Origin of the sequence: Endozoicomonas sp. ONNA1, assembly GCF_024606325.1 — a bacterium.
Taxonomy (GTDB): Bacteria; Pseudomonadota; Gammaproteobacteria; order Pseudomonadales; family Endozoicomonadaceae; genus Endozoicomonas_A.
The window spans coordinates 31,418-45,565 of record NZ_JAHHPN010000725.1; the positions used below are offsets into that span (position 1 = coordinate 31,418).

A 14,148-nucleotide genomic window follows, 5' to 3' on the forward strand; every position below is an offset into this window, starting at 1 on the left:
ACACGGAGGTGAAACAGACATGAACGCTCAAAAAGCAGCCAGCACTTTATTGGATATCAGCCATATCGACATGGTGTTTGATACGCCAAAAGGTCCATTCACGGCACTGAAAGGAGTGGACCTGAAGATCAGCAAAGGAGAATTTGTTTCGCTGATTGGCCATTCGGGTTGTGGTAAGTCAACAGTACTGAACATTGTTGCCGGGCTATACCAGGCCACTACCGGAGGCGTAGTCCTTAACGGTAAAGAAGTCAGGGAACCGGGGCCGGAAAGAGCCGTCGTGTTCCAGAATCATTCTTTGTTGCCCTGGCTGACAGCCTATCAGAATGTTGAGCTGGCGGTTAAGCAGGTGTTTGGACGCTCAAAAAGCAAGTCTGAAACCAAAGAATGGATAGAGCATAACCTCGAGCTGGTGCATATGGAGCATGCCATGCACAAGCGACCTGAAGAAATTTCCGGAGGGATGAAGCAGCGTGTCGGCATTGCCAGGGCTCTCTCCATGCAGCCGGAAATTTTGCTGATGGATGAACCCTTCGGTGCCCTCGATGCCCTGACCCGGGCTCACATGCAGGACTCTTTGATGGAGATCCAGCAGGAGCTGAACAATACCGTCATTATGATTACCCATGATGTGGATGAAGCCGTGTTGCTGTCAGATCGTATCGTCATGATGACCAATGGGCCAGAAGCCACTATTGGTGAAATTCTTGACATCAATCTGGAACGTCCCAGAGATCGCTTGGCTCTCGCAGAAGACCTTGAGTACACCCGCCTGCGCTCAGAAGTATTGAAGTTCCTCTATGAGAAACAACGCAAGGTGGAAAACATTAGCAAGCATAAAAAGAAAAAAGAAGCTTCCGGCAGTAAGAAAAGCTTTCAGGCTGCGTAGTATCCGAAAGGATAAAAACGCAGCTCAATCAACAATAACAACAATAAATCAGCAATGAGCGAGAGAAATAATTTTTGTCGCCCCGGTGATAAAAGATTATTCACAACAAAAAAACGGAGTTTAAGTCCTTGAAACACACAAAGGTAACACTACTGGCAGCAGCTATTGCGGGGGCAGCGGCTGTCTCAACGACTCAGGTACAGGCCGATGAATTTATAGAAGCGCTTACCGGCGGGGAGGCGTTTGGTGACTTCAGGCTCAGATACGAGACGGTTGATCAAGACAATACCAAGAAAGATGCTAAAGCACTGACGCTTCGGTCTCGATTGGGATACAAGACAGGTGATTATTATGGCTTTTCTGGCCTTTTGGAATTTGAAGACTCGAGGTCCATAGCGGGTATTGATGATTACAATGATACGGTTGGCAATGGTACTGACTATTCTGTGATTGCTGACCCGGGAGTTACGGAAGTCGATCAGGCGTTTATTCAATATAAAATGGAAGGGTTGACTGCAAAGCTCGGCAGACAGGTCATCGCTTACGACAATCAACGTTTTGTAGGGCATGTGGGCTGGCGACAGGATCGACAAACCTTTAATGCCCTTAGCGCTGATTATATGCCTGTTGAAGGATTGTCACTGAAGTACGCTTACATCAACAAACGCAACCGGATTTTTGCAGAAGAAAAGGATCTGAGATCCAAGGATCATTTGCTCAATGCTTCTTATGCCACACCCTTAGGCAAACTGACCGGTTACGCGTACTTACTTGAGTTGGATGATGATACCGACAACAGTCTGGATACCTACGGCGTGCGACTCTCAGGTTCGGCAGATGTCAGTGACCTGAAACTCCTCTACACCGGAGAGTATGCCACTCAGGAGAGCGAATCAGGCTCAAATAAATACGATGCCAATTTCTACTTTGTCGAAGGTGGAGTAGCGATATTCGGTATTACCACCAAAGTGGGTTATGAAGTGCTGGGCTCTGATGATGGTAATTATGGCTTCTCGACACCACTGGCTACCGCTCATAAGTTCAATGGCTGGACGGACCAGTTCCTGAGCACTCCTGCTGAGGGTCTTAAAGATCTTTATGCTTCGGTGGGTGGCAAGCTCTTTGGTGGTAAGTGGTCGGTTACCTATCACGACTTTACTGCTGACGAAGAGACCGCCACTGTTGAAGATCTGGGTAAAGAGATCGACCTGGTTTACAGCAAAAAGTTTGGGAAACACTATAACGCAGGTGTGAAGTATGCGACCTACACTGCCGGCGATGAGGCTGCTGGCAAGGTCGATACTGATAAATTCTGGTTGTGGGTGGGTTTAAGTTTCTAACATTAGCGAAAAGGGAGGCTTGAGCTTCCCTTTTTCATAATAGGTGCAAGTAGACGTGCAGAGGAGGTATTTGATCATTTCACTGTAAGGTGAGTCTGTTATTCTGATCTCTCAACTCAGGAAGTATCGCTATGACTTTTCAAACGAATTCTGCCATCAAACCCAGAATGGTGGGCTCTGTGCCTGTTCTTGAAATCGACAACCCTTTTGCCAACGCCATGATTTCATTGCAAGGGGGACAGGTTTTGAGTTATCAGCCAAAAGGTCAGGAGAAAGTCCTCTGGATGAGCCCACTGGCAGATATGACTGAGGGAAAAGCGATTCGTGGTGGTGTGCCCGTTTGCTGGCCATGGTTTGGTTCCAGAAAGGAAGGAGGCCCCAATCATGGTTTTGCCCGTACAAAACTTTGGCAATATGAGTTGAGTGAAACGCTGGACAATGACAAGACCAGAGTCGTGTTGTCTTTGCCCATCGACGGTGTTCAAGAATGGGATGGGAAAGCAGGCCTGGGTATAGATATTATTGTTGGAGAAACACTGAGAATCAGTCTGACCTCCAGAAACAATGGCTCCAGGAAGGTTCAAATAAGTCAGGCGTTGCATACTTATTTTAGTGTTTCAAATACGGATCTGATCTGGATTGAAGGACTGGATGGGAAACGTTACCTGGATGAGACCGACGAGAGCAGAGCTTTTATTCAGGAAGGCGAAGTGATCATCGAGGGTGAGGTTGACAGAACCTATATTGATGACAACGAAACCTGCATCCTGCATGATCCCGGTATTGGAAGAAAAATCACTATCAAAAAATCCGGTAGCAACGGCACAGTTGTCTGGAACCCGGGGCCTGTTCGGGCAGAAAAAATGCACGACGTGCCTACTTTTGATTACAAGTCTATGGTTTGTGTGGAAACGGTAACCTTGCCTCAGGTTCCCGTAGAGCTGGAGCCGGGGCAGAGTCATGTTTTGATGGCTGAGATTTTTGTGGGGTGATTGGTTTTTGCAGGAAGCCCCCAATTTTGCTGAGGGCTTTTTTTCTTGTGGCTAGTTCCAGGCTCCCGCAGCCGTGCCACCACGAGTCCCTACAGAGTCTAATGTAATAGTGGCATTGGCGGTTATGCCGGAGCTTCCTGTGGCCGTTGCCGTCAGCGTATAGGTTCTGCCATTCGCAGGTACTGCAATGGCCAGATTGAAGTTGGCATTACCACTCTCTGGGCTCTGGGTAACAAAAATGCTGGGAGCACCATTGTTGTCATCTCCACCTCCAACGGAAGCGCCCAGGTAAGAGCCTCTTTGAGCTCTATGTCTCTCCATTGCTCCAGCTAGTCCAATCAGAGATGACTCAGCATCCCTCATAGCAGAAGTAGTGACATGCTGGTTGTAACTTGGCACTGCTATAGTTGCCAGAATGCCAATGATTGCGACAACAATCATCATTTCTATCAGAGTAAAACCCTTAATATTCCTCTTCACTGTTACTCCCCTTTATTATTTCTTTTGTATCCAGTAAGTGTTACCTTCCGGGCTTCCTGAATTCAGTTTTTCAGGATCAAGTCCCCTGATAATGTAATCCTCTTTTGTCCCGCTGCCATCAGCGTTTGAAGCAAGTCTGACAAAGACTGAGTTGCCCACAATGCCATTAGTTTCAATTTCGTCTCTTTCAACCAGTTTACCAGTCAGGTTTACTTGCCAGCTCCAGGCTTCTCCTGCAACAGCTGAGCAGGTGTTAGATGCTTGTGCAGAGGGTATGTAAGTATTGAAATAAATCTGAGAAGAGTAGATCGCGGGATCACTCATGACCTTCTCGTCATTTCTCATGTTCATAAACCAGCCGTAGTTATTGGTTGCCCCGAACTTGGCTATTTCCGCAGTGCTGGCATTGCCATTGCTGTCTGGAGTGAAATTGGCAAGAGTACCGACATTGTGCTTGATTGTCGTGTGAGGAGGTACAGCCTTGCTACTTCTGTTGGCAGTATCGACGGTGGGGTTTGCCAGTTTTGGTGAAACCAGCATGTAAAATCTATCTTGAACATCACTATTGAGTAGACCCAGAGGATCTGGACGCAATCCTGAGCCAATGCTGATTGCAAGTTGCCTTTTACCGTTCAGAGCCAGGTCAGAGATGTCTGGGCGAGTGAAGAATTTTCTTGCATTTATCTTCTTCTGAGTCGCTGTCATATCATTCGAATAGCCGATGTATGCAATGACGCCATCATCACTGTCTGAGAAGCCGCCTCCATCATCATCTGCAGCCCATATGAGATGTTGTTTGTCACTGAGACTTTGGACGGCACAGTTACTGACACTTCCATTTGAATCTGCTGTGCAGTTGTTAATATAAAGTCTCCAGACTTGCCCTCCAGTATCAGCAAAGAAGAGCTGGTCGCCATATCCATCACCATCGATATCCGCTACCGTCACTCCACCTGGAATACTGTACTTCATTTTGTTCAAGGTGAGAGTATGTCCACTTGAATGACTGGCAGACCAGATCAAAGCTCCGGTTTTTGCATCGACAATATAAATTGCATTTCCCATGCTGTCTTGTGAATACAGAGCCTGAGAATCCTGGTTGACATCATAACCCCCGGAGAAAATCAGTACGTCCTTGCTATCAGCACCAATTTTGAGCTTGGTTCGAACCGGTCTTGACCAGGATTGCCCTAATTGCTGGAAGGGGGCCACACCGCCATTAATGTACCAAAGCATTTTTGGATTGCCGGTATCAGTCACATTCAAGGCATAGTAATTTCTCCCTCCCCTTCTCATGCCTACGTAGGCGTAAACAAACTCTCCATCATTTGGAGTTGTCTTACTCAACTCCTCTGTAGTGTTACCATCGTTGTCTTTATCTGCAGTATCTGCTCCACCATATATGACGCCATTCTTATTCACATCATTTGCCCAAAGAACCAGATGACCATCTAATCCGTAAGGGCGTCCATGACCCGGTGTTCTATTAGTAGAACCATTGGTATTTAAGTGCCTGACATTGGGAAGTAATTCCTTTGGCATATAGGCAAACAGTTCTTCACCTGTCTGCGCATTAACAGCGTGGAACATGCCATCATTTGTACCGAGGAAGAGGGTGAGGTCAAGCTGGTTTTCTGCACAGCTGAAAGGAGCACTTGCAGAGTAGTTTTTACATTTATAATTGACCAACGCAGGTGTGGAGTGAAGTGGGTCTCCGATACCTTTGGAACGATCCCTGATCCAGTTAATAAGCTCATCTCTTTCGGTCGTTTGACTATCGCTTAGTCCGAACAGAGTCGGTGATAGCGAATTATTTGTATCTACGACTGCATTAGTGCTGGTTAAGATTTGAGCGCCACTATTTACACCTGCAGGACTACTACCAAGAAAGGTATAAACTTTTCGATGACTACTATTGGAGGATGAAACCGAGAGGATATCATTTACACCACCCTTTTCGACTTTACCGCCGTCAATACTTGTGCTCCAGAAACTAAACGCATCTTCTTTGAAAAAACCTGTAGAGGTATCTACGGCGGGCTTAGGCGTTGAGCTGTTATCATATATTTCAGCAGGATCTCCCAGCAATTGATACTTTTTCAGGTTGCCCTGCCAGCGATCGGTCTCTGAAGGTTTGAATATAGAATAATATAATTTGTTGAGGTGTCCGGAACGGTTAAATGAATTTGCGGCTACACCAGGTGCTGCAAATGTACTTTCGTTATCAAGAATACTGTTGACAATGTCGTTAAAAGCATCCGCCAGCTCCTTCGCATCAGAAGCAACAAAATAGCTACCCTTACCTTCCGCCGCTAAATCTTCCATGAATTTTTTTGCATTCTGATCTGTTTGAGTTGCAAAGGCTATTGTATGGGTCGTGACTACGTTATCAGATTCAATAGAGCTGCTGAGGTCATTGGTTGCCATCCAGTCTGCCAGTGTCCTGCCACACTTTTCACCATCATTGCTGGCGTCAGCTGTGCAGCTCTGTCCTGTCAAACTGGCAATACCATTCTTTGCTGCGTCGGTATTACTATTCGCTTGCCCATCTGTAAGTAATACCAGGTGGTTAGTCTGACAGGCGTTTATAATAGGGGAACTCTTTCCTGCGAAGCTGCTTGTATAATATTTGGCGGAGTCATACATACTCGGAACAATAGGAGTTCCTCCACCTGCTGACATGTTCTGAACCAGGGAGACCAGATGATCTTTTACCCGGTATCCTGCACTACTATCGATTCCTCCACTGGCAACTCTGACAATCAGTCTAGGTGAATAGGAAGGGCTTCTATCAAAACTCCTGACATAGCGTTCACCTCCAGTCGCTTTGAATATGAAAGTCAGGTTGTTGCCTGCTCGCCAACCATTTCGGTTGATGACTTCATTGATAATATTCTTGATATCAGGTGAACGGTAGGTTGTCCCTTTACTCCAGCTTTGGTTTATACCCCAGTCAACGTATGCTGAAGTTAGGCTGTTTCTTTTCGTTATATTTCTGTAGCCACTGGTAAACGCAGAAGAAGTATCTTTGTCTTCGGCTTGAATTCTGATGTTCATGTTGCCATAGCTGTCAGCATCGGAAGTCAGTTCCAGATAAGCTTCAAGAATGGTGGCATTTTTTTTCAGAGGAAGGTTTGGGTAATGCAGTCCGCCGCTTGAGTATGTACTCTGATTCCCACCAAGTCGTATATCATTGTATTGGACGTACATGTTTCCATCATAATGCCACTCATAGGCATCCTGATCAGAACCGTTAATACGAGTATTAAGTGTTGCAGTTAAACAACCACTGCCATCTGCAGGGGGGGTATACTCGACAACAAGTCGAGGTTTTTTGGAGCCGTTACCATCAATGCTGTGAGCCATTCGGTTGCCATCACCTGAGCTTCTTTGGAAATAGAACGTACTGCTGTCGTTCCCGCACCAGTTGCTATCGTTCACTACCTGTTGGAGTAATGATTTGACATCCACATCATAGACACTGGGGTTTTCTGAAGTTCCCTGAGTCCATTGGCCAGGAGTCCAGGCTACTGGACCAAATTTTCCTCTGTTACTGAGGTTCTGATTACTTTGTGCAAATGGAGTATTGTTACTGCCTGTAGGCTTACCGGCATAAACATCCAGAGAAATACTGTCAGAGCGATTTTCTGTCGACGTAAACTCAATCTTTGCACTATCAATTATAGAGCCGCTGGGAATACCAACGGATTGAAAGCGCAAGCCTGTTAAATTATCGATATTTCTGGAAGGGGCAGAGTATTTTATATAAAGCTTGGGAGCGTTCGGGGAGCTGCTACCATTCTGCAGTTTTACAAGGTGTCTATCAACGGGCTGGCCATCAATAACCTCTAAGAATAGTGCGAGGTTGTTGAGTTTTTCGTTTGCAGTCCAGTTTAGTGAGCTTTCATCAAGGATTGATTGAATCACATCTTTAATATCTTCGGATTCATAATTGTTTCCACTAATCCATTCTCCTGGCCTCCATAGTGTGTGTTCAGATGTTTTTGTTCTAATACCGAAAGTAGTCTGTGAACTGGAAAACTCTTCTGGATTCTTTGAGAGCTGAGCATTTATTTTTATCTCGAGAGGTTCCTGGCTCGTTTCATAACCTCTAAAAATTATATGTGCTTCTTCTATGGTCGCATTGGAAGGTATATTTAAATTTCTAAAGTAAAGACCATTCAGTTGATTCTCCCTGAAGGAGTAGGCTAAGGAGCTGAAAAACATTGAATTATCGGACGCATAACCCTCAGGATTATCATAGTAATTTTCTATTTCAGTGGTTTTCTCATGACTGTTTATGGCTTGTGTGGTAAACCTGCCTAAAGTTAGCTCCTGTGAACTTATGTTGACATTACCACTGGTTGACTCTTCCACAGCATCATCAGAAGACTCAAGAATTTCAGGTGTCCCAGCCAGAATAATATTTGAACCATAGAGAGAGTCGATATCTTTTACGGGAAATGTCAGTCTGCTGGACTCCCCGGATCTGGAATGAAGTTTCATTAAGCCAGCATTGATATCAGATGCATTGCTCATAATGTCAGAAAATGCAACTTTCATCACGTCCAGACGAGAGTCCTCACCATAGCCAGCATCATCATTATAAGTTAGAGACCAGTCCATGGAGCCAGAGTTATCCAGTATAAAAAGGACGTTTGGCTTAATGCTGCTGTCGTAATTAGGATTACTCAGAAAAATGTCAGTGTCGTCTGCAGAGGACAGAGTACTGGTTGTTAATAATAAAGAGGTGACTAACGTTGTTAGCCCTTTTCGAAACAACATTATTATCATCCTGTTAGTTTGAGACGACGTCAGGCTTTATAAAGCCTTCTTCCAGCACTGTGCTGATATTCAGAGCGGTAAGTTCTGATGTGGCTTCAGTGGTATAGACGTAAACCTTTGGTGCAGAACCATCAGCACTTAAGGAGTTACCCCCCAGAATACCTGTCCGAACAGTATTTGTGTTGGACTGAATCTGCAGACCAGTAACTGAATTGGTTGTCGTTGAACTTAAACTAAATCCACCAGAATCATTAGCTTGCTCTGATGCTATTGGGCTATCAGATAACATGACTTGAGCTTCAATCAAAGAGCTGTCTGCAGTCTGAAAGGTTGAGTTCTTCAGCTGATAGTTAAATGAAATTCTCTGGCCGTTTGTTGAGAGGCGACTACTCCCTATAGCAACGATGGTAATCAGCAGTAGTATAATCAATGAGACGAATAAGATCGCACCATCTTGTTTAGTCTTATTCATGTTTAGCCTCTATTTCTCAGCTGAATGGTGCTAGTAAATACTCTTCTCAACCTGCGGTCATTGGGCTGAAATGTACTTTGGGCAGCCTGCATATTTAAGATGGGGTAAGACTGATTGTTTTGCTGTGAGCTGACGGGGAAACTTGAAGAGACCACCATACTGAGTTTTATATGAGTAATATTACAATCACCAGAAGAAATCTCTGCTGCTGAACAGCTTTCGGCATATTTAGTGTTTCCTGATGAATCCGTAATGCCCAGGAGAAACTGCAGGTTCTCTACCCCTTCTACCATCTCATCCCCGTTCACGAACAGAGCGGGAATAGTATTTCCGTCAGTGGCTGTTAATGGGTTATTGCTTGAGTCCAATCGGTCTTGAACTGTATATGTGCTTCCATTTGCAGAACCCAGTTGATACAAAATAGGACAAAATTCAAGTGTTGCTGTCGAGCAATCATCAGGAATAGCAAAGACTGATAAGTTAATACCGTTGTCGTTCTCCCCGATTGGAGTGACTCTTTCATTACTAGAGGTTTCAGGATTGGTTGTGATGCATGCTGCAGCTTGTTGGGGCTTAAAGGTGGCAACTTTTTGCCCATCAGTGATCAAGAATATATCGTCTGAGTCATAACAGATTGCCCGGTCAAACTGTAACTGGTTGCCGTTGGCAGTGTCATAAAAGTTGACAACTCTTACAACTCCATTTCCTGCGTTGCTATCGCTCAAGTCCATTGATTTACTGGTTTCGAAAGCTCTCTGTACTCTAAGGGTGTCACTGTTTGTAGCATCAGTAGTGTCTGCAACAATACTCACAGCCTGCTGTGAAAGGTCAACCAGAGAATTGGCTTCTGGTACAACGGAACTTGGAGCATTGCCTTGAAAGCCGGCCATCCGTACGTCTTTCTTGATGACTTCCATGGCAATGCGAGCACTATCTTGAACCTGGGCAAGGGCCGTTTCCGATGAACTGTTGGAAACGCTGTCTGCGAACATTCTGGTAACGCCGAGCATCAGAACTGCACTTAACGCTAAGGCAATGATTAACTCTACTAAAGCCAAACCTGTTTGCTGATGAGGCATCTGAATAGTTGTCATAATGTAAACCTCATCTCATAACTCTTGTTTAACTCTTGCTTGTTGCCATTATCAGTACCTGCTTCCGTCCAGTTAATAGTCAGAGTAAATTCATTAGCGTTTCGTACCAGACTGGCAGTGCTTCCCGGTAGAGCAGATTGCCAATCATTTCCGCTCAGCCCTATACCTTGAACATCGGTGATATTGTTAAGCCACTCCCTGATATCCTGTGTTGCGAGCTGGGCATTGGTACAACCGGTAGAAATACAATTTGGAGAGCTTGGAGCCGCCTTTTGTGAACCATCAGCTTCAATAGAAATGTCTGAATAGCCGTCACTGAGAGCTGTGCCAGGATTACGTCTCATCCGCTCGGCAAGGTCATAAGCAAGCATCGTGGCCTGGCTGCGATTTAAAGCTCCATTGGAAGATTGCATGCTCAGTATCTGTAACCCTGCCACGCCAAGAAGGCCGATGGCCAAAACTAATACTGCCACCATTATTTCGATCATGGTGAAGCCCTTTTCTTTCTTCAACACGACGGAGTCCCTCCAATCCTTACCTGTCCTGAACCATTGATCGTTATACTATTTGCGTAGTTATTACCGCGTGAATCACAAACCGAGAGAGTATTGTTAGTTGAATGACCCTCGTCATTAAATGCAACGATTGCGCCTCCTGTGATGACATTTCCTGTAACGCCTTCAAACACTTTCAGCACAGTGTTGGTATTGGTCTCGAGAATGATATAACCGGCAGACCAGTCAGCGTTGTCACAGTTTGTCTGATCGGTGGATCCGCAGACCTGTACAGGAATATTTCGGGAGGCAGCTTCGCTTCTGGCGTATTGAAGAGCCGCAAGTACAGAGTTGGAGTTAGAGGTAATTCGGCTGTTTTGAATACTGCTCTGATAGCTGGGTATCGCAATACTGGCGACGATAGCGATGATGGCTACTGTCACCATTAGCTCTATCAGGGTAAAGCCTGAGTCGGTTGTTGAAATCTGAACATCCATTAGAAAGTAATTCTTATTATATTTATTTTTTTCTTTTCGCACGTTGCAAAGCGTGGACTGCAACGTTGCATGCCAGAGTTGATCACAATGTTTTTTCAGTTGGCAGTGGATATCGATAATCGGCATTTAGCCCGGACGAGCTGCGATAAATATTGTATTTTTCTTGTGTGTCGCAGGTTTTTATTCTGGTAAATAAAGTGGTGTTTGCCATTGGTCGGTTGAAGTGGTCTTACTATCCGGCCCTTAAGTGGTACTTCTACGGTTCGATATCAAGAACAACTAGAGTGCAGTAAAACGATGAAAAACCTTCTTCCTGAAGTGGCGATGCAGAGAACTGATTATGGTGTTCAGACTGGTTCAAAAGCGGATAAGCAAAGCAGGGATGACGCTCCCTGAAATGCTGGTAACACTGTCTGTTTTTGCAGTTCTTATCGCTATTGCAGCTCCCTCTTTGAAAGACTTGCTGGCAGATCGTCGTGTCGCAGCACATACCCAGACACTGTTCGGCAGTATGTTGCTGGCCCGAAGTGAGGCTATTAAACGACGAAGTCCTGTTTCGATTTGCAAGTCCAGTAATGGGTCAGGGTGTGATAACTCACTGACGAACTGGAGCACAGGGTGGCTGGTGTTTGAAGATGAAGATGCTGATGGTGCTCTGGATTCGGGAGATCAGTTAATCAGGGTCTTTGAAAAAACGGATAATCTGGTTTCCATGCAGTGGAATAACGGCAATACGCTGGGTTTTAACCATCATGGGCAAGCCCGACAAGCAGGCACTTTTACTCTCTGTGAAGCCAATTCGAGTGGCTTTGAAGTCAGGCAGATAGTCCTGAGTCTCACCGGGAGAGCAAGGGTGTCAGAGTCGGGAACGTGCAACTGATTAGACTGAGAAATCTACTGAGGTGCGTATGAAAGGAAGTACACGCAACCTGCTCAACCGACTGCGTCAAAATGGGGTTAGCCTGATTGAGGTTATGGTGGCTCTGCTGGTGATATCCGTCGGTGTGTTGGGCATGGCTGGCCTGCAAACCAAAAGCCTTCAGCATAATCAGTTGGCTTATCTCCGCTCCCAGGCTGTCATTATTGTTAACGATATGATGGATCGTATTCGTGCCAATAAAACAGTCGCGGCCACAGGTAGTGATTACATTACCACGGAATTAGAGCATGTTGCTGCTGGTTGTACTACTCAGGATTTTATTAATAGTTGTGAATCTTCAGCCTGCACTGAGTCTCAGTTAGCTACCTATGATGTTCAGCAATGGAAATTCCAGATGGCCTGTCAGTTGCCAGACGCCACAGGCTCTATTGCCATGGAAGATACTTCCTCAGGTCGTGTTTATGTCATCACTCTGAAATTCAATGATTCCCGTGGTGCCCAAGCCTTACGGGAAGTGGTGTTGAGGAGTGCATTATGAATGGAGAGAGGGTAAGACAGGCAGGGTTATCGCTGGTGGAGATGATGGTCGCTCTGCTGCTGGGGCTTTTTCTTATCGCAGGTATTGGACACCTTTTTTTGACCGCCAATCGTACTTACATGCTGCAGGATGAACTCTCCCGTATTCAGGAAAATGCCCGCTTTGCTATTGATCTGATCGCAAGGGATATTCGCATGGCTGGTTCTACAGGGTGTCCTCACAGTGCGGATCTTGCCAATGCAGTATATACCAACACGGATAACCGCACCTGGATGGCGCACTTTGATAAGGGCATTCTGGGTGTTCCTGTGGCTAATCATTCCAGAGTCGATAGCAATGCTATTTCAGAGAGTGTTGTCATACACAGGATTGACCTGGAAAGCGGGCTGAATGTTGTCAGCCATAATACCGGCACAGCCAGAATGACGCTTTCGGAACCTCATAGTTTTAATCAGGGGGATCTTCTGGTTGCGGTTCGCTCTGACTGCCAGGGAGTTTCTGTTTTCAGCGCCGGAGCCAATACCACCGGCTCAACGGTCTCTCACGAATCAGCTTCCAGTGGCAACTTGTATAACTGCACCAGCCAGTTGGGTGGCAACTATAACTGTCTGACATCTGCTGCGGATGCCAGGGACGAGAGTCATACCGGCTCAGAGGTTTTTCCCCTGTCGTCTGTCGTTTACTACCTCAGGGACAGCAATGGTGTTCCGAATCTCTATCGCAGGTTTGCCGGTGAAACAGCCTCTGGCGCAATTAATTCAGCTGAAGCCCTTCTAGAAGGTGTAGAAGACTTAAGTCTGCGTTATGGCTATGACACTGACGCCGATGGCATTGCAAATCAGTACAGGACGGCTTCAGACATAGGGTTATTCAGTCTGGATTGGCAAAATGTCACCAGTGTCCGGATGGAATTACTGGTTAGAAGTTTTCAGGAAGTAACGGACACACCTCAGTCCTATTTTTTTGCCGGAAACCGAATAACCCCCACAGATAATTTTTTACGCCGATCTTTTGTGTTCACCATGGAGTTGCGGAATCGAATTCCGCAGTGAGGATCGCTCAATGAAGAGTCCGATAGAGTCCCAGCAGGGTAGTGTTTTACTGGTTAGTCTGGTGCTGCTATTGATTATTACAGTAGCAGGTATTACTTCGATCAGGGTGGCCAGTCTGGAAGAGAAAATGACCGGTAACTTCCGAAATGAACAGTTGGCCTTTCACTCTGCCGAAGTAGGCGTGCTTGAAGCTGAAAATTACGTTGCCAATACTATTCTTTCGCTTTCCAGTTTTAATGCGGACTGCATTAATGGGCTTTGTTTCAATGGCACCCAGAGTACCGAGGTTGGAACTTGCGAAAATAGCACTGACAGACCATGGGAAGATGAGTCTGTCTGGTCCACGTCTTCAAAGCATCGGACAACTGTCATCAATCTGGAGGGAGTTTCTGCTCAGGCCAAGTACATTGTTGAGTTCCGGTGCTATCTACCCAAGGAAAGTGATGGCCCTATTCCCGACCCGGCCAGTTTTAGTGACTGGGCCCGGTTTTATCGAATTACCGTACTGGCAACAGGTGGCTCGACAGATGCCCGGGTCATGCTGCAGACCACTTACAAGAAGAATGATTAGCAAGAAGATTGACTAGCAGCCTGTCGGACTTAAGCGTCCGTAGCGAGGATTGCAAGAAATTGAG

The 14,148-nt window shown here is 45.8% G+C and carries 13 protein-coding genes; 7 read left to right on the forward strand and 6 right to left on the reverse strand.

The features are described from left to right. Positions 1 to 19 precede the first annotated feature (19 nt). From KDK19_RS17440 to KDK19_RS17450, 3 genes are all read left to right on the forward strand, one after another. Positions 20 to 889 carry an ABC transporter ATP-binding protein gene (locus KDK19_RS17440; protein ID WP_257255053.1) on the forward strand — a complete coding sequence of 290 codons (870 nt, stop codon included), beginning with the start codon at positions 20 to 22 and terminating at the stop codon, positions 887 to 889. Positions 890 to 1,017: 128 nt separating this feature from the next. Further along, the gene (locus tag KDK19_RS17445) at positions 1,018 to 2,229 is read left to right on the forward strand and encodes an alginate export family protein (RefSeq protein WP_257280469.1); all 1,212 of its coding nucleotides are present in this window, start codon (positions 1,018 to 1,020) and stop codon (positions 2,227 to 2,229) included. A 131-nt stretch (positions 2,230 to 2,360) separates the two neighbouring features. After that, complete coding sequence (locus tag KDK19_RS17450; RefSeq protein WP_257255630.1) at positions 2,361 to 3,221, forward strand: D-hexose-6-phosphate mutarotase; 861 nt, start codon at positions 2,361 to 2,363, stop codon at positions 3,219 to 3,221. A 51-nt stretch (positions 3,222 to 3,272) separates the two neighbouring features. On the opposite strand, the gene KDK19_RS17455 is transcribed toward KDK19_RS17450, so the two are convergent. Genes KDK19_RS17455 through KDK19_RS17485 form a run of 6 tightly spaced genes read right to left on the reverse strand, consistent with a single transcriptional unit; the run spans position 3,273 to position 11,043 of the window. Beyond that, a complete protein-coding gene (locus KDK19_RS17455) occupies positions 3,273 to 3,701 on the reverse strand; it encodes a type IV pilin protein (protein ID WP_368736471.1) in 429 nt (142 codons plus the stop codon). A gap of 15 nt (positions 3,702 to 3,716) precedes the next feature. Beyond that, entirely contained in the window at positions 3,717 to 8,486 is a 4,770-nt protein-coding gene (locus KDK19_RS17465) for a PilC/PilY family type IV pilus protein (RefSeq protein WP_257292464.1), read from the reverse strand. 13 nt (positions 8,487 to 8,499) lie between these two features. After that, positions 8,500 to 8,958 carry a PilX N-terminal domain-containing pilus assembly protein gene (locus KDK19_RS17470; RefSeq protein WP_257292465.1) on the reverse strand — a complete coding sequence of 153 codons (459 nt, stop codon included), beginning with the start codon at positions 8,956 to 8,958 and terminating at the stop codon, positions 8,500 to 8,502. A 2-nt stretch (positions 8,959 to 8,960) separates the two neighbouring features. Beyond that, positions 8,961 to 10,052, reverse strand: coding sequence for a PilW family protein (locus tag KDK19_RS17475; RefSeq protein WP_257292466.1), 1,092 nt, complete (start codon positions 10,050 to 10,052; stop codon positions 8,961 to 8,963). Continuing rightward, positions 10,049 to 10,567 carry a type IV pilus modification protein PilV gene (pilV, locus tag KDK19_RS17480; protein ID WP_257288104.1) on the reverse strand — a complete coding sequence of 173 codons (519 nt, stop codon included), beginning with the start codon at positions 10,565 to 10,567 and terminating at the stop codon, positions 10,049 to 10,051. Before pilV (KDK19_RS17480) ends, KDK19_RS17475 begins: the two co-directional genes overlap by 4 nt. Next, entirely contained in the window at positions 10,561 to 11,043 is a 483-nt protein-coding gene (locus KDK19_RS17485) for a GspH/FimT family pseudopilin (RefSeq protein ID WP_306674515.1), read from the reverse strand. The genes pilV (KDK19_RS17480) and KDK19_RS17485 overlap by 7 nt, the downstream gene beginning before the upstream one ends. A gap of 340 nt (positions 11,044 to 11,383) precedes the next feature. Here KDK19_RS17485 and KDK19_RS17495 point away from each other — a divergent pair, with 340 nt between their 5' ends. From KDK19_RS17495 to KDK19_RS17510, 4 genes are read left to right on the forward strand one after another with little or no spacing between them, the layout of a single operon-like run. Then, positions 11,384 to 11,923 carry a GspH/FimT family pseudopilin gene (locus KDK19_RS17495; protein WP_257274544.1) on the forward strand — a complete coding sequence of 180 codons (540 nt, stop codon included), beginning with the start codon at positions 11,384 to 11,386 and terminating at the stop codon, positions 11,921 to 11,923. 28 nt (positions 11,924 to 11,951) lie between these two features. Continuing rightward, positions 11,952 to 12,461 (forward strand): type IV pilus modification protein PilV, encoded by a 510-nt coding sequence (pilV, locus tag KDK19_RS17500; RefSeq protein ID WP_257274545.1) that lies wholly within the window; start codon positions 11,952 to 11,954, stop codon positions 12,459 to 12,461. Beyond that, a complete protein-coding gene (locus KDK19_RS17505; protein WP_257292467.1) occupies positions 12,458 to 13,513 on the forward strand; it encodes a PilW family protein in 1,056 nt (351 codons plus the stop codon). Before pilV (KDK19_RS17500) ends, KDK19_RS17505 begins: the two co-directional genes overlap by 4 nt. 10 nt (positions 13,514 to 13,523) lie before the next feature. Beyond that, positions 13,524 to 14,084, forward strand: coding sequence for a PilX N-terminal domain-containing pilus assembly protein (locus KDK19_RS17510; RefSeq protein ID WP_257288108.1), 561 nt, complete (start codon positions 13,524 to 13,526; stop codon positions 14,082 to 14,084). Positions 14,085 to 14,148: the final 64 nt, after the last annotated feature.